General features: G+C 63.4%; 16 protein-coding genes. 5 read left to right on the forward strand and 11 right to left on the reverse strand.

The features are described from left to right. The 3 genes from KA184_06135 to lipB form a co-directional block, all read left to right on the forward strand. Positions 1-1086 (forward strand): homoserine dehydrogenase (locus tag KA184_06135; GenBank protein ID MBP8129143.1); only part of this gene is annotated, 1086 nt, incomplete at its 5' end. Between the two features lie 43 nt (positions 1087-1129). Beyond that, on the forward strand, positions 1130-2227 hold the full coding sequence (locus tag KA184_06140) for a threonine synthase (GenBank protein ID MBP8129144.1): 1098 nt from the start codon (positions 1130-1132) through the stop codon (positions 2225-2227). Between the two features lie 194 nt (positions 2228-2421). Then, complete coding sequence (gene lipB / locus KA184_06145; protein MBP8129145.1) at positions 2422-3036, forward strand: lipoyl(octanoyl) transferase LipB; 615 nt, start codon at positions 2422-2424, stop codon at positions 3034-3036. A 275-nt stretch (positions 3037-3311) separates the two neighbouring features. Here lipB and KA184_06150 read toward each other — a convergent pair whose 3' ends face one another. Next, on the reverse strand, positions 3312-5912 hold the full coding sequence (locus KA184_06150; protein ID MBP8129146.1) for a hypothetical protein: 2601 nt from the start codon (positions 5910-5912) through the stop codon (positions 3312-3314). A 192-nt stretch (positions 5913-6104) separates the two neighbouring features. On the opposite strand from KA184_06150, the gene KA184_06155 reads away from it, so the two are divergent. After that, a complete protein-coding gene (locus tag KA184_06155) occupies positions 6105-8369 on the forward strand; it encodes a hypothetical protein (protein ID MBP8129147.1) in 2265 nt (754 codons plus the stop codon). Here the strand turns inward: KA184_06155 and KA184_06160 are convergent. Beyond that, a complete protein-coding gene (locus KA184_06160; GenBank protein MBP8129148.1) occupies positions 8364-9842 on the reverse strand; it encodes a hypothetical protein in 1479 nt (492 codons plus the stop codon). The genes KA184_06155 and KA184_06160 overlap by 6 nt on opposite strands. Before the next feature lie 49 nt (positions 9843-9891). Beyond that, complete coding sequence (locus tag KA184_06165; protein ID MBP8129149.1) at positions 9892-11103, reverse strand: GNAT family N-acetyltransferase; 1212 nt, start codon at positions 11101-11103, stop codon at positions 9892-9894. A 303-nt stretch (positions 11104-11406) separates the two neighbouring features. Here KA184_06165 and nhaC point away from each other — a divergent pair, with 303 nt between their 5' ends. Then, a complete protein-coding gene (gene nhaC / locus KA184_06170; GenBank protein MBP8129150.1) occupies positions 11407-12864 on the forward strand; it encodes a Na+/H+ antiporter NhaC in 1458 nt (485 codons plus the stop codon). Between the two features lie 153 nt (positions 12865-13017). Here the strand turns inward: nhaC and KA184_06175 are convergent, their stop codons facing one another. From KA184_06175 to KA184_06210, 8 genes are all read right to left on the reverse strand, one after another. Next, positions 13018-14358 carry an ABC transporter permease gene (locus KA184_06175; protein MBP8129151.1) on the reverse strand — a complete coding sequence of 447 codons (1341 nt, stop codon included), beginning with the start codon at positions 14356-14358 and terminating at the stop codon, positions 13018-13020. Then, positions 14342-15043, reverse strand: a complete 702-nt coding sequence (locus KA184_06180; protein ID MBP8129152.1) for an ABC transporter ATP-binding protein — start codon at positions 15041-15043, stop codon at positions 14342-14344. Before KA184_06180 ends, KA184_06175 begins: the two co-directional genes overlap by 17 nt. Further along, complete coding sequence (locus KA184_06185; GenBank protein ID MBP8129153.1) at positions 15040-16824, reverse strand: HlyD family efflux transporter periplasmic adaptor subunit; 1785 nt, start codon at positions 16822-16824, stop codon at positions 15040-15042. Before KA184_06185 ends, KA184_06180 begins: the two co-directional genes overlap by 4 nt. After that, a complete protein-coding gene (locus tag KA184_06190; GenBank protein ID MBP8129154.1) occupies positions 16781-18712 on the reverse strand; it encodes a TolC family protein in 1932 nt (643 codons plus the stop codon). The genes KA184_06185 and KA184_06190 overlap by 44 nt, the downstream gene beginning before the upstream one ends. A 191-nt stretch (positions 18713-18903) precedes the next feature. Then, positions 18904-19845 (reverse strand): bifunctional riboflavin kinase/FAD synthetase, encoded by a 942-nt coding sequence (locus KA184_06195; GenBank protein MBP8129155.1) that lies wholly within the window; start codon positions 19843-19845, stop codon positions 18904-18906. Between the two features lie 77 nt (positions 19846-19922). Continuing rightward, entirely contained in the window at positions 19923-20810 is an 888-nt protein-coding gene (gene truB, locus KA184_06200; protein ID MBP8129156.1) for a tRNA pseudouridine(55) synthase TruB, read from the reverse strand. Further along, entirely contained in the window at positions 20807-22147 is a 1341-nt protein-coding gene (rbfA, locus tag KA184_06205; protein MBP8129157.1) for a 30S ribosome-binding factor RbfA, read from the reverse strand. Before rbfA ends, truB begins: the two co-directional genes overlap by 4 nt. Continuing rightward, entirely contained in the window at positions 22144-22425 is a 282-nt protein-coding gene (locus tag KA184_06210; GenBank protein ID MBP8129158.1) for a DUF503 domain-containing protein, read from the reverse strand. Before KA184_06210 ends, rbfA begins: the two co-directional genes overlap by 4 nt. Positions 22426-22429: the final 4 nt, after the last annotated feature.

The following is a 22429-nucleotide window of genomic DNA, read 5'->3' on the forward strand; positions in this document are numbered from 1 at the left end:
GCGCTAATCAAGGACCCGAACGTGCACGTCGTCTGCGAACTGATTGGCGGCATCGAACCGGCGCGTTCATTCATCCTGAAAGCGCTCGAAGCAGGCAAACACGTCGTCACCGCGAACAAGATGCTGCTCGCGAAAACGGCGCAGGAACTGACGGACACGGCGGTGCGCCACGGGGCCGAGTTGCGTTTCGAGGCCGCGGTGGCGGGGTGCATCCCAATTATCAAGGCGGTGCGCGAAAGCCTCGCTTCGAACCAGGTACGTCATCTCTACGGCATCCTCAACGGCACATGCAACTACATCCTGACGCGCATGACCTACGAAGACAAGGAATTCGGCGACGTGCTGCGCGAGGCGCAGGCCGCGGGTTTCGCCGAAACGCCGCCCGACCTGGATATCCTGGGGCACGACACGGCGCACAAGTGCCAGATTCTCGCTTCGCTCTGTTACAGTTCGCATGTCGACCTGCAAGAGATCTACGTCGAGGGCATTACGAGCATCAGCCGGCTGGACGTCGCGTACGCGCGCGAAATGGGTTATGTCATCAAGCTGCTCGCGCTGATCTCGCGCGTGGAAGGCGAACTCGATGTCCGCGTGCATCCTACGCTGGTGCCGCAAGACCACCTCCTGGCCTCGGTGAAGCGCGAGTTCAACGGCATCTATATTGACAGCGACATCGCCGATGCGACGCTCTACTATGGGCGCGGAGCGGGCCGGTTTCCCACGGCAAGCGCGGTGATTTCCGATATCGTGGACATCGCCCGGCGCACGGGCGCGCCTCCGCAGCCGCCGTTCCGCTATTCCCATCACTTGCCGGTGCGGGATATCGGCCTGCTCTGCGGCCGCTACTATCTCCGGTTCACTACCCGGGACCATCCCGGCGTGCTGGGGCGGATCTGCACCCTTCTTGGAAAACACGGCGTCAGCATCGCCTCGTGCATCCAGAAAGAAGAGGCGGATGACACGCCCGCGCACATCGTCATGATGACGCATGAAACGGTCGAGTCCAGCGTGACCACGGCGGTTGAAGAGATCGACGGCCAGGCAGACATCATTCTCGAAAAGACGCACTTGATCCGCGTATTGTAAACGCGAAACCACACGCCACAAGGGGACACAGGAGACCAGAGACATGTTACGGCACGGGGTTATCCATCGTTACCGCAAGTTCATGCCAGTCGCGGAACACACGCGCGTCATCACCCTGAACGAGGGCTCGACGCCGATGGTCCCCGCCTACAACCTGAGCGCGCACATCCATCCGCGGCTCGAAATCTGGCTGAAATACGAGGGATTGAACCCCACAGGTTCGTTCAAGGACCGCGGCATGACGGTAGCGGTCACGAAAGCCGTCGAAGAAGGATTTCAGGCCATCTGCTGCGCATCGACGGGCAACACGTCCGCCTCGGCCGCGGCGTTCGCGGCGCGGGCGGGTATCAAGTGCGCGGTGCTCATTCCCGAGGGCAAGATCGCGCTGGGCAAGTTGTCGCAGGCGATGATCCATGGCGCGCGCGTAGTCCAGGTCAAGGGCAATTTCGACGACGCGCTGCGGCTCGTGCGCGAAGTGTCGCGCAAATACCCCATTGCGCTCGTGAACTCGGTGAACCCCTACCGCATCGAGGGTCAAAAGTCAGGCGCCTTCGAAATTGTGGACGACTTCCAGGGCGTCGCGCCGGACTTCCAGGCCATGCCTGTCGGTAACGCGGGCAACATCACCGCGTACTGGAAGGGCTACAAGGAATACAAAGCCGCCGGCCTCGCGGAGAACCTCCCGCGCATGCTCGGGTTCCAGGCCGCGGGCGCCGCGCCGATTGTGCTCGGCCACGTCGTCGAAAGCCCGCAGACCTTCGCTACCGCCATCCGCATCGGCAACCCGGCCAGTTGGAAAAGCGCGGAAGCGGCCCGGGACGAGTCCGGCGGCGTCATCGGCATGGTCACCGACCATCAGATCCGCGAAGCGTATCAACTGCTGGCGCGCAGCGAAGGCGTCTTTTCCGAACCGGCCAGCGCAGCAAGCGTGGCGGGCGTCATCAAGTTGGCCGAAAGCGGCTTCTTCGACAACGTGCAGCCGGTCGCCGGGGACCGCATCCGCCTCGTGTGCATACTGACCGGTCACGGCCTTAAAGACCCCGACAGCGCCATCAAAGTTGCCGAGGAACCGGTCACGATAGAGGCGCGCGAGGATGAGGTCCTCGAGGCCATCGGCATCGCGGAGCCCGCACCGGTGTAAGGCTCTCCGAATGGGCACAGTTGGAACATCCTCGGGAAACAACGGAATGCTTGACCGCATGACAGGTCCCTGATGGGCTCGCTTTTGAGGGCATGTAATACCGCTGACTCACCTGGTATCCAGTGGCGATGATTGCAGGTGCAGACAAATCCATAAGTTCCCGCGGCCCGGGTTTTGCGTTGGGATTTGTCCGTGTGTGTTCTCCAATCTCATACCTTGAAAGCCGCGAACTCCAGCTTTCCCATCGCGGGCTGGTCGAGTGCGGCGAAGCGCCGGACACGGTATTCCTGCTGGAGCATGCGCCTGTCATTACGCTGGGGCGCAATTGGCAACACGAGAACCTGCTTCATACCCCCGACGCGCTACGAGCGCGAGGCATCGATGTCTGCGAAACGGACCGCGGCGGCGATGTGACCTATCATGGGCCGGGGCAGCTGGTGGCGTATCCCATTCTGAACCTGCGGCACTGGCAATGCAGCGTCGGCTGGTATCTGCGCGCGCTCGAAGACGTGTTGATTCGACTTCTCGCGGCCTATGGGCTTCACGGGGAGCGGCTGAAGGGTCTTACCGGCGTCTGGGTGAACGGGGCGAAAGTCGCCGCCATCGGCATTGGCATCCACAATTGGGTGACTTTCCACGGCATTGCGCTGAACGTTGACCCGCACATGGACCATTTTCGGCTTATTATACCCTGCGGCATTGCGGATAAGCCCGTCACCTCGCTCTCCTTGCTTCTGGGAACCACGCCGCCCATTCAGGAAGTCATGGACCGCTTCGAGACGGCATTCCGGGAGGTGTTTACGGCCTGACGCGAATGGGCTTTCCCGTCTCCGCCCGTCTTCAATCACCGGATCTTCGGCCCTTGCCGCTGGAACGGGTCCTTCAAGGTTTCCCGGAGATTGTGGCGGCGTCCGGGGATAGGGACATCGGGAGCCCGCCGCGCAATCGCCCCGCAAGGTCGGGGCATGGCCCGACCCTGCGAAAGACAGGATTCGGTTATTGAGACACCTTCGCGGCAAGCGCGTAAACGCGGGAAACCAGCCAAGCGCACGATAAGGCCACCATACTGAGCCAGATGCCGGATTCACCGGATGATGGTGCGGGGCTCGGTCTCGGCGGGCGCGGGCGAGCCGCCAAGGGCGGCGACCTTCTCGCGGCGGGCTGTGACCGCTTCCGGAGCAGCGCCGCGTTTTTCGGCTTCTCTCAGGTACTGCGCCGCGCGTGCAACATCTTCAAGTTCAATGGCGATATCGCAGAGTCTCAGCCATGCCGCCGGGTCGTCGGGCCGCGCGTTAACAGCCTGATCGAAGTAGTGGTTGCCGCGTTCAGGCTGACGCGCCTTCACGGCCAGTTCGCCAAGCGCGAGCAGGCGTTGCACCTCGTCGCCCAGCGCCGGGTCGCGGGCGAGATACATCTCCGCGCTTTCCCAGAGCCCTGCGGCCATGCAGCGCGCGGCAAGCCGGTTCCACGCCTGCGGCGTGGCCGCGGCTGCGGCGCCGTGCTGCTGGACAAACGCGTCCGCGCCCCGCATGCACGCCCGCAGATACCCCAAGCCCAGCCACGTCTTCTCTTCGTCCGGGCGCTTCTCCACCGCTGCTTCGTACAGGTACGCGGCGCGGGTCCATGTCCCCCGCAATAGCGCGGCCTCGGCGGTTTGAAACAGGCCTTCACCCATGGTTTCGGATTTCGCCAGCAGTTCCTGGCCGCGCGCTTCCGTTTCGCGGGCCTCGCGCGCAACCGCGCTGAAGCGGTCCCGTACCGCCGCAATGACATCATTCGGGGCCGCTTCCGCGGCTTCGCGCAACAGACGCGCGCATGACTCGGCGTCGCCGAGGCCCGCGAGCACGGCGGCATACTGCGCCAGCGCTTCGGGCGGCAGTTGACCGAGGCTCTCGGCACGAGCGAAGTAGTCCGCGGCAAGGCGCAACGATTCGATATCGTGCCCGGCCCGAGCCCACGCCTCATACAGCAGCGCCAGCTGCGCCGAGGTCTCCGGCGCCCAAGGCCGCTCCCGCAGCGACGCGCGGAATTCCTCGCCAAGGCGCGGCGGCCAGCCGGCGCGCATCCGGATTTCGTCAAAGGCGGCAACCAGGACGTCCCGCGCCTCCAACTCGCAGAGCACACCAAGTTGCAGCGCCACGCCTTGGCCGGACGGAGCCCGCCGCAACGCGTCCTTCAGCACCGTCATCGCGGCGTCATTCTTGCCGAGCTGACGCAACGTGGTCCCGAAATGGACCAGATACGGGACGTAGTCCGGCCTGCGTTTGAGCGCCTCCTGCCAGCAGCGCTCCGCGGCGATGAGCGAAGTACGCGCCTGCTCCGGGCCGGACGCGGTCTGCGCAGCCGCGGATGCCAAGGTGCCGAGATATTCCCAGGGCCGAGCGTCCGAGGGCGCGGTCTCCGCGGCAGCAGCCCATAATTGCGGCGGGTCGGCCCAAACCGCAACGCGCTGGTAGCTCACGACGCTCGACACCAGCACCAGTCCCGATATCGCCAGTCCCAGGGCGATGCGGAGGATACGGTGCGTAAAGACGGAAAAGAGGCACGGCGCCAGCAGGGCGAATCCCGCCAGGGCGAAATAGGCGCGGCGCCCTGACAACAGGTCATCCGCGGGAATCAGGCATACCGCGGCGCACGCCGCCGCCAGAGGCCAGAGCAGGGCGATGCCGCCGGCGCCGCGCACCGCCAGCAACGCGATGACTGACGCCACAAGGCACGCCAATACCCCCGCGCCCAACGTGGAGAACAGCGCGCGACCGGCGTCCGGCGCAATAGGACTGAGGGAAACGGGCCAGCAGACATGCAGCAAGAGTTGCTGCATATAGGCCATGAGCCCGCCAAGCAGTTCGCCGGGCGCGCGGAGATAAGCGGCGGCGCCATCGTCGTGAACGGAGGCCAGGCGCACAATCAGCAGGGCGACGAAAGCCGCGAAATAGACGCCATGCACGGCGCTCCACACGCGAAGACGGGGTATGCCGCCGCGCACCCACTCGGCCCACAGCAACACGACGGGCAAGGCGGCCGCGGCGGGCTCGGCCGCGAAGGCAAGCGCGTAACACGCCAGGGACGCCGCAAAAGACGGCATGCGAAGCATGCCCTCGACATCCGTTGCACGGAAAAACAACAACGCGGAAAGCAGCGCAAACCACAGCGCCAGCAGCCCGGGCCGCCCGAAGGCGCAGGCAACGCTCTCCGCCGCAAGCGGATGGACCGCGAAGAGCAGACCCGCGGTCATGGCGACCGGTTCGGAAGTCCCCGGGCCGAGCAAGCGTCGCGCGAACAAGTAAAGCAATACGGCATTCAGCAGGTGCAACACGAGACTCACGGCGCGGAAGCCCCACGGCAGGCCCGGCGTCAACGACCAGTTCACGGCGTAACTGAGCAGGGCAATCGGGCCGGCGGGTTCTTCGCTCAGGGCGTCGAGAAATGTGGTGACACGATGCAGCGCGGTATTCTGTACGATACGCGGAACCTCCGCGCCTTGAAAGGGCACACCGAACACGCCAAGGAAGACGACCAGGCCGGTAATCAGGACCAGGAACGCGCTTACCCAGACCTGGGCGGTGTCAATGCCGCGGTCGAAATCGACGACGCCTTTCTCAAGACGGCGGTCGAGTGCCGTGTTGCCGGTGGACTCCTCCCGTGGCGGCGACGGTTCTGGTGCATCCTGTTCATTTGCAGGCACGATACGTTTCCCCACTTTGCGTGGCCAATTCGAAGCGGAATTATAACAGCATGCGCGTCGCGATTCCCCACGCCGTGAATGACTCCGAACAGGCGGCCCGGACGCTCTCGGACGGTTTGGTGCGCCGTGGGCGCCGGACTTGGTAGAGTCACCGCCATGTGGGTCATCAGGGTCACCCGGCAGGGAGCCGTCTTGTGGCGGTTTTTTGCTGTCTTTACCGGCGTTGTCTGCTGCGCGGCTGGAATCCTCGCGGAAGCGTCGGCACAGCCGGAGATAGCGAATGGGCGTCTGCGCGCCGCTTTCGACGCGGAACACGGCGGCATCACCGCCTTCACGGACCTCGAAAACGGCTTTGAATACCTCGCGGACGTCACGGAAAGCGGCGGTCTCTGGCGTATTGACTTGTTGCCACCGGGAACGCCGCCGGTTTCCCCGCTTCAGGCGCAGTCTTTTGTTCCCGCCCTTGCCGCTGACGGCAGGTGTTTCGAGGGAATATGGGGGGCTTTCGGCATCGAAGCCGCGCCGGACTTGCGCGTTTCCGTTACGACCACGCTCGCCCCGGACGCGCCCGCGAGCTACTGGCGCATCGCTTTATCGGGGTTGGGCGCATTGCGGGTCGCGGCCGTGCGTTTTCCCCGCGTTGCCGCCATCGTGCCTCAGGAGGGAGAGACGCTCGCCGCGCCGGTCTGGATGGGTGAGTGCACGCAACGCGCCCGTGAGATGCTTTCGCCGGCTAACGGGCCGCGCCGTACATTCGAATGGGAATATCCGGGCCTCCTGTCGGTGCAGTGTTTGGCCGTGTACCGCCCCGGCGGCCCGGGACTTTACCTCGCATGCGACGATACGAGTCAGGCGCGGAAGTTGTTCGCTGCGTTCGGGGATGACCGCGGCGGTCTCGGATTTGAAGTCGCGCATCTGCCGGAATCTGGCGCCGCCGGCAGTTACGCGCCGGGATACGCCGTGGAACTGTCGGCGTTTCAAGGCGATTGGTTTACCGCCGCCGAACGCTACCGCGCAAGCGCCCCGGGCAGACACTTCCAACAACAGTCGCGGCGAAAGACGGGTGTGGTCCCGGCGTGGCTGCTCGACACGGGCGCGTGGGTCTGGAACCGCGGCCCCAGCGCCAACGTGGCCGGGCCCGCGCTGGTCTTGCAGGAACGGCTCGGCCTGCCGGTGAGCGTGTTCTGGCATTGGTGGCACGGCTGCGCCTATGACATGGGCTTCCCGGAATACTTGCCGCCGCGCGAGGGCGCGGAACTGTTTCAACGGGCCGCCGCCACGATGCACGAAGAGGGCCTTCATGCCATCGTCTACATGAACCAGCGGCTCTGGGGCATGACCACGCCCAGTTGGGAGCGCGAGGGCGCCGGGCGGTTTGCGGTCAAGGGACCGGACGGCACGATACGCCCGGAGGTGTACAACACATTCACCCGCGCACCCTGCGCGTCCATGTGCATGGGCACGCCCTTCTGGCGCAACGTCTATGCGGGAATAGCGGAGGAGGTGCTGAACCGGTACCGGGTCGACGGCATCTACATGGACCAGGCGTGTTCGAGCCTCGCGTGCTACGACCCCGCGCACGGCCACCCGCAGGGCGGCGGCACGTATTGGATGCAGGGGTTTCAGACACTGGCAGCCGACATTCGCGCGCGAGCCGGACACAACACCCCCGTGCTCGCGGGCGAAGGCTGCGGCGAGGCCTGGCTGCCGCATCTCGACCTGATGCTGAGCCTGCAGGTAAGCATGGAACGTTACGCCGCGCCCGGCAACTGGACGCCGATCCCGTTCTTCCACGCGGTCCACCACGACGCAACGGTGCTCTACGGCAACTACTCATCGCTGACCATGCCCCCATATGATGATCTCTGGCCCGCGGAAACGGCGCCCAAGACGCCGCTGCAATTGCTGGACCGGAAATATGCGACGCAGTTCTATCTGGAACAGGCGCGCGCCTTCGTGTGGGGCCAGCAGCCGACCATCGCGAACTTCCGGCCCCGGCACATCGAGGAGCGGCCCGAAGAAATGGCGTACTTCTTTCGCCTGGCGCGAGTGCGCGCGCAAGCGTTGCCCTACTTGCGCGACGGCGTCATGCTGGGTTTCCCGCGCCTGGAAGTGCCGGAAGTCGCATTCGAGGCATCGCGCTTGTCGATTTACGCGGGGCAAGGCGAGGCCGTCAAGGAGTTTTCCATGCGTCACGCCTCGGCGCTTGGCGCGGCGTGGAAGCATCCCTCGGATGGCAGCGTGGCAGTTGCGTTTGCGAGCATCGTAAACACGCCTTTGAACTTTGAACAGACGCTGGACGCCGCAGTGCTTCCCCTACCCCGCTCCGGCGCGATTTACAGGATCACAGAAGCCGGGCGCGCGCAAGCCGGCGCATTCCGCGAGGGTAGAGTCACCTTCCGCGTCGAACTCAAGCCATTGGACGCCTGCGTGTACGTGTTTGCCCCAGATTCATGAATCGTCCCCGCGGTTGTCTTCGTAGAAGACATGCTCGTCCCCGGCGGACTCGCCCCGGCGCCCGAATCTCACGATCACAAGCCCAAAAGCGCCGATAGCGAACAACGCCATGCCCAGCAGCTTGACGGGACTGCCCAACGTGCGTTCCGCGCGCAATACGGCGGACTCCGGCGACATGCGATCCGCCCGCGCGCTGAATAGCCAATCGCCGACACGTTCTCTGCCCCCCGGGGCAAGCGAGAAGGTCTTTTCTTCGCCGCCGTGCAATGGAATTGCACACAACGTATAGCACACTTCGGGCGGCGCGGGTGTTCTGCGGTATTGGAGCATGGCCGCTCCGCGGCGCACGCCTTCCCCCTGCCGGAGCGCAATTTCCTCTCCGGCCTTGAGCAAGAGGGCCTCAAACACCGGGTCCTCCGCATCCGTCACGGGCAGAGCGCCGCCCATGACCTGGTCCAGGCGGAGTTCGTAGGCGAATCCGTCTGGCTGCCATGCGGAGCGAGCGTCGAGTTCGGCGACAGAACCGCGCGCGCCCGATTCGTAGACGGAGACAAGCGCCAGCCCCTCTCGCCACGCATCGGCCACGATGATTCGACCCCAGGCGGCGGGCCATTCGAAACGCAGCCTGTTGTCAGGGTCGCGCGCATTGGCCTCCAGCCCGGACCGCGCCCTCTGGCCGCCATTTGTGAACTGCACCGTGATGCGCGGCGGCTGTTCCTGAAAGCTGACGAGTGCCGCCTCCGTGCCGTCATGAAGGACATGGCCGGTCCCTGGCACGAACGACGTGGACCAGTGCACGAAGCTTCCGTCGACCACGCCCCAGCGCCCCTGTAACAAGGTTTGCGGCGGCGCGGCGCTCGCGTTGCGCGCCTCCTCCTCGCTCTTGTGCCAGCGGAACCGGATGCCGACATCCGGCGCGACATGCAGCCAGTTCTCCGTGTCCAGGAAAAGGTATTCGGTCCATGCCTCGCCGGGCCGCCGCAGCGAGAACGCGGCCATCGCCTGCCCCTTCGGATGACGCACCAGCCCTTTCCACCGCCGCAAGGTCACGGCAAATGCCTCGTCCTCCAGAGAGACCGAGCCGCCGTCGCGGATCGGGAATTCCTGAACGCCGTCCGGTGTACGTACGCGAAGCATGTCCCGCGGCGGAAACGCGCGCAGCACCTCGGCCTTTTGCAGGCGCAGACGGAACGGAAGCGTCATGGCATCGTAGGCCACGTCCGTGTCGAGCAATTGGCGCGCGGTTTCCGGGTGATCGAATGCAAGCACGTCGAGCGGCATGTTGCGCTGCATGCCCACGAAGATCTGCCCCGGCCTGCTGGGCCGCACGACGGTCTTCTCGGTCTTGCCCAAAGCGATAGGCATCTCGCCTGAGAACGCGGCCAAGCGCTGGTACAGAAAGCCGCCCACGGCAAAAACCGCGCCCACATAGAACAGCGCAAACAGCATGCGCAGCGAGGGAGACCGTTTCATGAATTCAGTATGGCACGGCCCGCACGGCCGATGCCAAGTTCACGCATCGCTAGAACCGGTCCAACGGCCAGACAAACGGCGTGCGCTTCGGAAACAGCACGGCGAGCAGCGTCCGCGCGTTGGCTGTAATCGCGCGGTGCTGCGTGGTGAGGATGTCGTCAATATAACGGTAGCCGGTAAGCAGGTGTACCATATCCGCGCGGCTCAAGCTCACCTTGTTCTTGCCGCTTGAGGAAGCCACGTCGATGGCGCCGCGGTGCGTACGAATGCGGTTGGGCACGTGATCAATCAAGAGTGTTACTTCTTCGCGCCACTCGCGGGCGGAATGTTGTGCAAGGCGGCTTTCCCACTCGGGAATCATCGATTCGAGAGTCTCCTCGAGATTGATGATGGCCATCATACCGCCGGAATCCCGAAAGACGCGTATCTCGTGGAGCGACTTGCGCGGGAGCAGGTACTGCGTCATAGGATGCCGCGGCGGCAGGCGGAAGCACAGCCGCGGCACGCAGACGTCCGCACCCGTCCTCATGCAGGCTTGCAGCACGGCGCCGCACGCGCCAAGGCCCGCGGCGCTCGTCTCTTCGATGATGACCTCTTCTTCCTCCCGGCGGCACACGAAATAACCCAAGACCTTGCCCTGGTCATTCGTGACGACCTGGACGTCCTTCCAGCGGTCCCAACGGTTGCTGATATGAGCAGCGTTGCGGACAATCGAGCAGGCCGTCTCAGCGTCGTTAGCCGCGTGGATACGCTGAATCGCACGGATATCGCCCGGTTTCCCCGGGCGGGAGCGGAAACCGCCACATAGCGCCGCAGGCGCCGTACCCACCGCCGACCGGATGGCATACTCGTTCAGCGTCGGGGCAAAGCCAAAGCGTCGATAGAAGTTCGGAACGCTGAAGAGCATCGCGACGTGGCACCGCTGTTCCTCAAGATAACGCATGGTGTCGAGCATCAGCGCGCGCGTCACGCCGCTGCCGCGCCGGTGCGGCGCCGTGGTCACAAAACCCAACCCGCCCATGCGCAGGCGCGCCTCACCGATCCGGATGGTCTCCATGTTGACGCGCAGCGCGCCTATCAGTTCACCGCCCGAGAGCACAATGCGCACATGCTCCCGCCGGAAGCCGGGATAACCCGCGCTGACCGTGCGCAGCCAGTCCAGCCCCGCGGAATAATCGCGGCAGTGCGCTTTCGCCATCAAGTCGCTGGCGAGATGCACTTCCTCGTCGGTTTCGGCGCCTTTCGGCAAGAGTCCCGGCATACATACCCTGTCTGAGTGGCCGCGCCAGGAGGCACGAACGCCACGGTAAGCCCGCCGCAAACAGTCTCCCTTGGGTTATATCAACGACCGGATTGCGTGTCAACGCGAACGAAGCGCATGCGGGAGGAGACCTGTACGGCAGATTCCAAGCGGTCTGAAGGACAAAAAGGCCGAACAGGCAAGAAAGCGTATTGGAGGAGGTAGCACGGTAGAATTCAGGCAAGTGCTTCTGTACACTCGGGCGCGCCCGGCGGGCACAATCGCCCGCGCACAATCAATCCCTGAGAACGCGGAACCGTCAGTATGAAACAGCCTTCTCTGTTTGTGGCATTGTTGCCCTTGCTCCTTCTCATGGTCCTGCTCGCAGCGAACGTGGGACTGTTCGCGGACAATGCGTCGTCCGGCCCAAACCAGCTCGCGTTGCTGCTCGGCGCCGCATTCGCCTTCTTCCTGGGCCATTTCGTGTTGAAAACGGAGTACAAGGACATGGAGCACCGGGCGCTGCACTCGGTCGTGCTCGCAATGCAGGCTATCGTGATTCTGCTTGTCGTGGGCGTGCTGATCGGCTTGTGGATTCTGAGCGGCATCGTGCCCACGATGATCTATTTTGGCATTAAATTGGTTCACCCGTCGGTCTTTCCGCTGGTGGCCTGCGTCGCGTGCTCAATCGTGTCGCTGGCGATCGGCAGCAGCTGGTCTACGATGGGAACGGTGGGCGTCGCGCTCATCGGCATTGGCAAGACCCTGGGCATCTCGGAAGCGCTTGTAGCCGGAGCGATCATCTCCGGCGCCTACTTCGGCGACAAGATGTCCCCGCTGTCCGACACGACCAATCTCGCACCGGCGGTGGCGGGCACCGACTTGTTCACGCATATTCGGCACATGTTTTACACGACCGCGCCCGCATATACGTTGACCCTTGCCGGTTTCCTTGGACTCGGTTTGCTGTTCAAACCGGCAGGCTACGAGCCGGCATTTGTAAATGAGGTTGCCGGTGCCATCTCTTCCCGTTTCCATGTGGCGTGGTACATGCCGCTGCCAGCCGTGGCCGTGATAGTCATGGCCGCATGCCGCGTGCCCGCATTGCCCGCGCTGACTGCCGGGGCGTTTCTCGGCGCGGGAGCCGCAGTGCTGTTCCAGCCGCAACTCATCGGCGAAACCCTGACGTGGAGGGGCGCGTACACGAAGATCATCGAGACCGCGCATTCCGGCTTTTCATTCGACTCCGGCAACGTGATGCTTAACGAGTTGTTCAATCAGGGCGGCATGCTGAACATGTTGCCGACCGTGTTGCTGATCATTTCGGCCATGCTCTTCGGGGGAGCCATGGAGGCCACGGGCATGCTGCCCCGGATCGCGGGCGCCATCCTGTCGCTGGTGCGCGGCACGGGCTCGCTCATCGGGGCGACCATCACGAGCAGTATTGTGTGCAACATCACCGCGCCGGACCAATACATCTCGATCGTCGTGCCCGGGCGCATGTTCCGGCAGGCTTACCAGAGATACGGCCTCGAGCCACGCAATCTGTCGCGCGCGCTCGAAGACGGCGGCACCGTCACCTCGGTCTTGGTGCCCTGGAACACCTGCGGGGCATACGCCACTTCCGTGCTCCACGTGAGCGCGGCGGCCTACGCACCGTTCTGCCTGTTCAACTGGCTGTCGCCCATCATTTCAACGACCATGGCCACGCTGAACCTCGGAATCAAGTACTTGCCCCCAACGCAGCACAACGAAGACGAGGCTGGTCATGACCAGGCATAGCCCCGGCTGTTCGAATGGGAGTGCAGGGGAAAAGGGCCGTCCCTCCGGCCTCCTGTCGTTGCGGCCATGCCGCCAAGGTCTCGCAGAGGCGGGGCATCCCGCGGCCCCCAACGAGCATGAATCAAGTCCTGGGATGATTCTCGCCCCCGGCGCCTACTCGTGCCTGAGCGCTTCGACGGGGTCCATGTTCGCGGCGCGGCGGGCAGGATAGATGCCGAATATCACGCCGACGCAACCGGAAATGGAGAACGCGACCAGGGGCGCCCAGACGGTAATGATGGTCTCCATTCCGGCAAAGAACGTGATGAAGAACGGTATGGCGATACCCAGCGCGACACCGATAATGCCGCCGGCGCCGGAGAGAATCACCGTCTCGACCAGAAACTGGACGGTGATATCGCGTTTGCGCGCGCCGAGGGCGCGGCGGATTCCGATTTCGCGCGTGCGCTCGGTGACGCTCGCGAGCATGATGTTCATGATGCCTATGCCGCCGACAAGCAGCGAAATCGCGGCGATCGCGCCGAGGACGATGTTGAAGATGCGCTTGGTCTGCTCGGCCTGGCGCAGCAGTTCCAGCGGCACAATCACGGCGTAGTCCCGTTTCTTGTGCGTGGATTTGAGGATGTCGCCAATGATCCGCGCCGTTTCTTCCACATCATTGAGCGAAGCCACCTGGACCGTCGCCTCGTGCAACTGCACGCGCTCGGCCTCGAAACTGCCGGAACTCCGTTTCACGAGCACTTCCCCAAAGCGGTCCTTCGCGGCACTGAGCGGAATGTAGATCCTGGGCCGGGCCACGCCCTGCGGCAGGTCTTTCGCCGGCGCGCCGGCGTTCTGCGGCATACCTGTGGGCATGCCACTCTCGCCCTCGATAACGCCCACCACCCGGTAGTAATCGCTGCCGATGCGAACGCTGCGGCCCACGGGCTGATTTATGGGGAACAGGCGTTCGGCGGCACTCGCGCCAAGAATGCACACATTCGCCGAGGTCGCCATCTCGGTATCCGTGAAGAAACGCCCGGACGTCAGATTGAGGGCCCGCAAATCGGGAAAGAAGGGCACTGTGCCCAGCACCTCGGCATCGAGGCGGTGCGGCCCATTCCATACGAACGTCTGGATAATCCGGCCGGGCATGATCAGGCGGATACCGGGGATCGAGGCCTGAATGCGAAGCATGTCCCTGTAGGTCAGGCCGTATTCCAGCACATGACTCCGTTCCTGGCTGAGACTCTCGTCCTCAATGGGTTTCAGGCTCCGGAGAATCACGTTATTGCTGCCGAGACGCCGAATCTGTTCCTGGGCTTCATGGCTGGCGCCCTCCCCCACTGCCAGCATCGCGATGACGGAACACACGCCAAACACGATGCCGAGGACGGTCAGGAGCGAACGCAACCGGTGCAACCACAGGCTTCTCAGGCCAAGTTGCACGGTGCGCTTGAGACGCGCAGGCGCCAACGCGCGAAAGAACCGTGACAGATTACGCCGCGTGGTCATTGTAGAAGTCTTCTTCGACAAGGCCGTCGCGCAGACGCACGACGCGCTGGGACCGCGCGCCGACCGCCGGGTCGTGCGTGACCATGATGATGGTCTTGCCCTGCGCATGAAGTTCATCGATCAGCTTCAGAATCTCCGCGCCGGATTTCGAATCGAGGTTTCCCGTGGGCTCGTCGGCAAGAATGATGAGGGGGTCGTTGACCAGCGCGCGCGCAATGGCGACGCGTTGCTGCTGCCCGCCGGAGAGTTCGAAGGGGCGGTGCTGGAGGCGGTCGGCAAGGCCGACCCGTTCCGCGAGTTCCGCGCCGACCGCGTGCGCGCGCCGCTCGGAAATGCCTTGATAATAGAGCGGCACGACAATGTTCTCGATGACGGAAAGCTGCTGGATTAGATTGTACGACTGAAAGATGAATCCGAGTCTCGAGCCGCGGATTTCGGAAAGGTCGTCATCCGTGAGATGCGCCACGTCCGCGCCGTCCAGCAGATAGGCGCCACCGCTGGGCCGGTCCAGGCAGCCCAGCACATTGAGCAGGGTGCTTTTCCCGCATCCGGAAGGCCCCATGATGCTGACGTATTCACCGCAGTGAAATTCGATATTCACGCCGCGCAGCGCGTCCACCCGAACGGCGCCCATGAAATAGGTCTTCCGCACGTCGCGCAGAGACGCCAGAACCGCGCCGTTCATGAGGCATTCGCCTCCGCATTGGCCGGGCCCGCCGGTTTTTGGCGGTTGGGGCGCTGTTTCGAGTCCTCTGCTTCCGGCTTCGATTCTTCCGGACCGGCGGTGGGTGCGCGCAAGAGCAGGCGTTCCCCTTCGTTCACCCCGCTCTTGATCTCGATGAATGCATCGTTGAACGCGCCCGTCTCAACCACGCGGCGCTCCGGCGCACCACCCGTGACGACATAACAGACCCGTTTGCCTTCTTCCTCGGAGACGGCCTGCAGCGGCACGTACAAGACATCCTCCAGGCGGTCGATGAGGATCTCGACCTGAGCGCTGAGCCCGGGCTTCAGCCAATCCTGCGTGCCGTCAATGGTGACGGTCGTGTCATAGACCTTCAAGTCCGGGTTCATCCACCGGTTCTGGGCGTCGGGCAGCACGCCTATGCGAAGCACTTCGCCAGTAAGCGGGCGGTCGGGGTGCGCGTCCACCTTGATGCGCGCCTTTTGCCCCTTGGCGACACGCTCGATGTACGCCTCGTGAATCTTCACCTTGGCGGTCATCTGGATCGTATTCGGAATGGTAATGATGGCCTGGCGCTCGCGCACGGACGCGCCTTCTTCAATCTTCTCCTCATCCCAGTACCGGCGTTCGCGCGCCCCATAAACGACAAGGCCCGGGGTCGTCGCGCGAATGACGCACTTTTCGATCTGTTCCTGGATTTCCTTTCTGCGCTGCGTCTGCAGCGTGAAGCGCGCCTCGGCCGACTTGAGTTTTGCCTCCGCCTGCGCCATTTGCGAAACGGCCTGTTTGCGCGTGCGTTCGAGCTTGCGCAGCGCCTCTTCGTAGTCTGACAACAGTTTCTCGGCCGTCTTCGGGAACTCGTACTTAATGAAGAGTTCCTTGCTGGTCCGTGCCGATTCGAGGGCGATCTCGTTTCGGCGCAGGGCCATTTCGTCGTTTTCGAGTTCGTCGCGCGTCACGAACTCCTTATCGAACAACCGCTGCGTGCCTTGGAGTTTCGACTGCGCGAGGCCCACTTCTTTCTCCGCCAGCACGAGGTCGTCTTCGAGTTTGCGCAGGCGCTGACCCGCCTCGCCATTGCCGAGACGGTTCGGGTCCGCGTAAACGGTCAAATCGATCGGGGGCCGGCGGTACGGCGCCACTTCAACCGCCTGCGCGGCGGGGTCGGAGGCAACCGCGAGCTCGCTGGACGTGTCCAGATTCATGATTGCCCCCTCGACGGCGTCGAGGCCCAGTACGCGCACGATTTCCTGCGCCACGTCCGCGCCCAGATATTTTTCAAAATCCATGCGCGCGAACTTCACGTCCAGGATGGCCCTTTGTATGTCGCTTTCGTTCTGGTTGCGCTGAATCTCATACTGTTCGCGCGCTTCCGTATAGGTAGCGGATGCGTTCTGGTATTCCAGTTCTTGCTGTACCTGTTCATCGACCAGCCGCGTGGTTTCGAGTTCGACGAGGACAAGGCCGTTCTTAACGTCTTCTTCGGTGATGAAATAGCCTTCATCGACGATGCTCAGGATCTTGGTCTCGCCCTTCACCTCCGACTTGAGTTCCACGGACTCGAGGGCTTCGATGCTGCCTCCCTCGAGAACGGTGATCTCGAGCGGGCCCTTTCGCACGACGAACGTGGTGCCGTTCGAGGCCGTTGTGCCGCCGTCGCGCAGCAAGTAGTACACGCCGCCCAGAAGGCATAGTATCAGCAATGCCTTCCAGACGAGGCCGCGGAGGCGCCCCGGCTTACGGCGTTGGCTGCGTTTCTGGCTGTCGTTGGATTGCGTCATCAACGACGTCCTCCCACTGTCCGTTTTCCTTGATATATAAAATGCCCATATCGCGCCAGAACTCCAAACGGGCAATGGTGTGCCGCACCAGCGCAGCCGTCAGGTCGTTTTCGGACGCGGTGAGATCGTTTTGCGCGTCGACTTGGTCGAGGATGGTGGCGCGGCCAAGTTCCGCGAGCAGGTCCTGCTCCTCCACGCGACGCTGATTGAGTTCTACGCTCTTCAGCGCGATCTCAAAATTCCGCTTGGCCTGTTCCAGACTGCGCCAGCGTTCTCGAACGTCGAGCTTGATGTTGTCTTCCGCCAGACTCAGATTGCGCGCCACGCGCTCCTGCTCGATTAAGGCGGCGCGATACGCGTTTCTTTCCGCCTTCTTGTCCAGGTCAAGGTCGGTATCAAATCCGGCGCTCCAAGTGGCGCGGTCCACGTCCATATCGGTGTAATTGCCGTCCGGCGGCGTTTCGATGCCGCCCGAGACAAGAAGATCCAGGCTGGGTTTCAGCGCGTCCGCGGCAACAGCCGTTTTGCGCTCGGCATCCGCGACGCGGTCCCGCTCGGTGTAAAGGTCCAGCCGCGCGGCGAGCGCAACTGCAATAGCGTCCTCGGCGGTCAACGCCGGGTGCCTCAGCCCCTCCTGGCGCAGGCAATCCAATTCCGCCTCGTCCAATACCACGGGCGCGTCCGTAGAAAGTCCCAGTTGTATCTTGAAGCGGTCCAGGCTTTCCCGATAGCGCCGCACGGACTCGATCCAGCTGTTTTCCTGGTTGAATTCGGCCTGCTCGATTCGCCCAAGCCCGGCAGGAGTCCGGCGCCCCTCAGTCGTCAGGGCCCGCTCGCGCGCAACACTGCGCCGGAAGTTCTGCAAACCGCGCCAGTTGTTTCTGACAACGTCAAGATTCTCGAGAACGCCGTAGTAAGCGGTGCATATTTCGGTCGAAAAATCCTTGCGGAACTGGGTGAAATCGCGCAGCGCATACAAGAGGTCCCGCTCGGCCTGCGTGAGACGTTCGGCGGAAACGCGCGCCCCACGGCCGCGCAAGAGCGGCTGTGTCAGCGTGCCTACTAAGGCGCTGGAGGAACTGGTATTCGGGTCGCCGGTAAGGAAACGCAGAAAATTACTGGTCAGGTCGATGGCAATCTTCCCGCCGGACTTCAGAAGCAGGTTCACTCCCGCGCGCGTCTCCCCCGCCGCTTGATACCGCTCTTCGATACGCGTCACGGGTTCATCCGCGCCGGCAAGCGCGCCCGCCTCCTCGACGATGGCCTGATATTGATTCAGCAAGTCAGCCGGTTGTCCGGTCAAGTCCTCCAATTGGTCGATGATATCCTGAGTCAGCCCGGTCGCCTCGGTAAACGGGGAAGGCTCGGTGACGTCGCGCGTGTCGCGCTGGACTTCGCCGCCAAGCGCCGCGCCGAAGATGGGGGTGTAACGATGACGTTCAAGCGTGAGCGAAAGCGCCTGCAAATAGACATTCTCTTTCTGGTTCTGATACTGGCGGTTTCGCTTGACCGCGATTTCGAGGGCCTTTTCGAGGGAAATGATGTAGGCGCCGGCGTCCCCTTCGGCGGCGCCCCCCATCTCTTCGAGCGGATGCTCAACGCGGGGCAACCCCGCGAATACGTCCCACTCGCGGTCCTGGTCGATGCTGAACTGGGGATTCATCCCGGGCACGGCGGGCGTCTTCTCCTCAATCAGGGAGTAGACCTCGGCGTCGGCGCTGGCCTTTATGCGCGCTGGCGAACAGGAATGCAGCGACAGGGCCATCGCGCACGATGCCCCCATAAAGGCCAGAAAACGCGACGGCCGGTGCACGCGGCAAGGACTGCCCACACGATTGGGAGACGCGAGGAAGCCCTTGATTTCCGCCGTTGGCCTTTGATACTGCATTGGCATTGCCCGCGAGTCCATGTCCTCATTCTAACCGGGGCTTAGACAGGGATCCTGCGGCCCTGAGTTTCACGTTTTGCGCCGCCGCAACGTTGTCTCGAGCGAGGCCGTTCCGCCGGGCGGGGTGTTCACGACAGCGTATACGCCACACACGCCCTATCAGTATACATGACCGCTCGTCCGGTCCGCGATCACGAAGCAGGGTTCTTTTCCGCAAAATACCGGCGCACCGCCTGCACGTCTTCCCCGATGGCCTTTATGAGCGATCCGAGGGAGTCAAACTTCTTTTCCGGGCGCAGACGGTTGTGAAACACGACTTCGATTTCCCTGTCCGCAATGTCCTGGTGGAAGTCCAGGATATACGCTTCAATCGTGACATCGTCCTGGCGAATAGTCGGCGCGATACCGATGTTGACCGCCGAGGGGTGCGAAAGTCCGTCCACAACGACTTCCGCCACGTAGACGCCATGAGCCGGCACGGCATTATTGTGCGGCTTCACGTTGGCCGTCGGAAAACCAAGATGCGCGCCGCCAACGCCGCGCCCGCGCACCACGTTGCCCAGAATGGAGTACTTGCGGCCCAGCAACTCCTCCGCCTTCTCGAGTTCTCCTTGCAGAATCCGCTCGCGAATGGCCGTGCTGCCGACCCGCTCGCCCTGAACGATAAGCGCGGGCACCTGGCGCACCTCGATGCCGTATTGCGGCGCGGCGGCCTGCAGAAAGTCGAAATCGCCCCGCGCGCCCCGGCCAAAGGCGAAGTCATGCCCGACTACGAGCACGCGCGCCTGACATTTTTTCGCGATGATCTCACGCAGAAAGGTCTCCGGCGTCAGTCCGGCCGTTTCCGCGTTGAAGGGAAGTACATAGAAGACGTCCAGCCCCAGGGCTTCCAGCAGCGCCGCCTTCTTCTTCAAGGGCGTCAAGATATTGGGCGCGGATTCGGGCGAAAAGAACTGGCGGGGATGCGGCTGGAGTGTCATCAGCGCAGCCGTGCCTTTGATCGCGCGGGCGGTCCGGCGGAGTTCCGACACGATCCGCTGATGGCCGAGGTGGACACCATCAAAACTCCCGATGGTGAGCACGAGGTTCGGAAACGTTTCCTGCGTTTCTCGAACATCTTCTATGACACGCATGCAAGGACTCCGCTTCCGTTTGTTGAACCGAATCGGCGCCCCCCGCCGCCGCCTTGCCCGAAAACCCGGAACGCCGCTTACAGAAACACGCGCTTGGGATGGATGCACACGCCGGCCGCGGTCGGTTGCACGACGCCCAGCGCGAGCAATTCGCCTGCGCTGGATTTCACCTGCACCCACCCTTCCCGAACGGGGCAGTCGCCGCCCAAGTTCGAGGACACCAGCGTCGAGCCGGCAGCCAGTACACCGCGCGCGGCATCCTGGATGACCACAGCGGGCAAGTCGAGCGCCTGGTCCATGGGCAGTATGCGCGCCCGCACGTCCTCCGGCGCCTGAAAATCATCCATAGCGGTGGCCTGCTCGACGGAGTAGCGGCCCACCCACGTGCGGCGCAACGAAGCAAGCACCGCGCCGCAACCCACGACACTGCCGATTTCGTGGCACAGGCTGCGCACATAGGTTCCGCTGGAACATGAAACCCGAATCTCGACATCCGGTGGGACGTAACTCAGCGCGCGGAATTCGCGAACCACGATACGGCGCGGCTTGCGTTCCACCTCTTCCCCGCGCCGTGCGGCCTTGTACAGCCGCCGGCCGCCAACTTTCACCGCGCTCACCATGGGCGGCACCTGGTCGATTTCTCCCGTCAGGGCGTCGCAATGGGCCTGAATTTGCTCCAGAGTCAGCGCGGGCGGTTCCGCTTCCCGCACGACGGTCCCGTCGAGATCATAGGAGTCGGTGACAACTCCGAACCGCATAATGCCCTGATACGTCTTGTCGAGTCCGGTAAGATGCTCCGAGAGCCGGGTGGCTTTCCCCAGACAGAGGATAAGCAGTCCCGTGGCCGCGGGGTCGAGTGTCCCCGTATGCCCGACCCGGCGAATGCCCGCCGCCTTCCGGATATGGTCGACGACATCGTGCGAAGTCAGGCCGACGGGCTTATCTACGAGTAAGAGTCCTGTCATGGGTTCTGGTCCATTGCCTCAAGTAATGCATGCACGACTTCGTCGCGCACTTCGCGCAGTGGCCGTGTCAGCGTGGCGCCCGCGGCAGCCGCATGGCCGCCCCCGCCAAAGCGGTTCAGGAATGCCGCCGCGTTGAAACCGGGCGCGGCGCGAAGGCTCACCTTGGTTTCATCCGGTTTCACGGCATAGCACAAGACACCGACCTGCACGCCCTCGATGTTTCGCGTGTAGTTTACCAGGTTCTCGATATCGTCCCGCCGTGCGCCCGCTGCCTCGAAATCTTCCGGCGCCACGAACGAATGCGCGACCCGGCCGCCGGCGCCGAACGCCATGCGTTCAAGCACCAGTTGGAGGAGCCGGGCTTTCGGCAGCGACACTACGTCAAACACGCGGCTGCAAAGCGTATGGGCTTCGATGCCCGCATCGTAGAGCACGGCGGCAATGCGGTGCGAACGGGCCGTTGTGTTCGAGAACCGGAAACCGCCCGTGTCGGTTGCCTGCGCCACGTAGAGGCACGTGGCGGCATCCCGCGTGAGCGGCGTTTCCGATGCTTGGAACAACTCGAAGATCATCTCGCCGGTGGCGGCGAAGGACGAGTCGATGAGACCGATCGCGCCCGCGGGCCCTTCGTCAAGGTGATGGTCGACAATGAGCAGGTTGCGCCTGTCCGGAATATGCCGCGCCACCGCGCCGATCCGGTCCAGGTCCCCGGCATCCACCACGACCGCAAGATCCGTTTCGGGGAGTTCCTCGCTTACCGCCCGAATTTGGCCGGCCCCGGGCAAGAAGGCGTAGGTGCGCGGCACGGGGTCGGCCATGACGCAGTGCACGGCGCTTTTCCCCAAGGCGCGCAGGAGATGGTAAAGCCCCAGGAGCGAGCCGATCGCGTCGCCGTCCGGACTGATGTGCGTGGTCAGTAGAAACGAATCGCGTTCCCGGAAGATTTCCAGGATCTCGGCGAAACTCAGCGCGCGCATGGGCGTCTGCGCCTCCGCCTCATGTATCCTCCCAAATACCTCTTCAAGATGGTAGACCTGGTCCAGCGTGTCATCAGGCAGGAACCGGATTTCCGGCGTATAACGCATCCGCACATGCTTGCCGATCTCGTGCCGGACCCAGCCCGCCGAACGCTGCAGCCCGACCAGTGAACTCTTCCGCTCCTGGTCGCTGCCAAAGAGGCTCACGTACACGTCGGCATAGCGCAAGTCCGGGGAGAGCTTGACGTTCATGACGGACACGAAGCCGATCCGGGGGTCTTTGAGTCCCTTGCTGAGCAATTGCGCAATCTCGTGGCGAATCAATTCCGCCACGCGTTGCGGTCTGACTTTTTGCGTCATAACATTTCAATCCGGTAATCGGCCATTACGGCCGCGTGGTCCAACGAGGCGTATCGCACGATTTCATTCAGCTGCTCGTTGGCGTGACGCCCTTCGGCGGAAACGACTACGGCGGTCAATCGGGCACGCCCCCACAAGTCGTGGAAATCCGTTTCGGCAATCGAGCAATTGAAGCGATGCCGCAGCCGCTCCTTCAGACTCTTGATGACGCGCCGCTTGTCCTTGAGCGAGCGGGCGCCCGGAATCAATAGGTCGATGTGAAGCACGCCGATGGTCACACCG

This window comes from Candidatus Hydrogenedentota bacterium (genome assembly GCA_018005585.1).
GTDB lineage: Bacteria > Hydrogenedentota > Hydrogenedentia > Hydrogenedentales > JAGMZX01 > JAGMZX01.

Excerpts from the sequence above, each read along its gene's own strand:
- rbfA (MBP8129157.1), bottom strand. The coding sequence starts at position 22,147 with ATGACGCAAAAAGTCAGACCGCAACGCGTGGCGGAATTGATTCGCCAC.
- KA184_06175 (MBP8129151.1), bottom strand. The coding sequence starts at position 14,358 with ATGACCACGCGGCGTAATCTGTCACGGTTCTTTCGCGCGTTGGCGCCT.
- KA184_06195 (MBP8129155.1), bottom strand. The coding sequence starts at position 19,845 with ATGCGTGTCATAGAAGATGTTCGAGAAACGCAGGAAACGTTTCCGAAC.
- KA184_06140 (MBP8129144.1), top strand. The coding sequence starts at position 1,130 with ATGTTACGGCACGGGGTTATCCATCGTTACCGCAAGTTCATGCCAGTC.
- nhaC (MBP8129150.1), top strand. The coding sequence starts at position 11,407 with ATGAAACAGCCTTCTCTGTTTGTGGCATTGTTGCCCTTGCTCCTTCTC.
- KA184_06185 (MBP8129153.1), bottom strand. The coding sequence starts at position 16,824 with ATGACGCAATCCAACGACAGCCAGAAACGCAGCCAACGCCGTAAGCCG.
- KA184_06190 (MBP8129154.1), bottom strand. The coding sequence starts at position 18,712 with ATGCAGTATCAAAGGCCAACGGCGGAAATCAAGGGCTTCCTCGCGTCT.
- KA184_06160 (MBP8129148.1), bottom strand. The coding sequence starts at position 9,842 with ATGAAACGGTCTCCCTCGCTGCGCATGCTGTTTGCGCTGTTCTATGTG.
- KA184_06180 (MBP8129152.1), bottom strand. The coding sequence starts at position 15,043 with ATGAACGGCGCGGTTCTGGCGTCTCTGCGCGACGTGCGGAAGACCTAT.
- KA184_06165 (MBP8129149.1), bottom strand. The coding sequence starts at position 11,103 with ATGCCGGGACTCTTGCCGAAAGGCGCCGAAACCGACGAGGAAGTGCAT.
- truB (MBP8129156.1), bottom strand. The coding sequence starts at position 20,810 with ATGACAGGACTCTTACTCGTAGATAAGCCCGTCGGCCTGACTTCGCAC.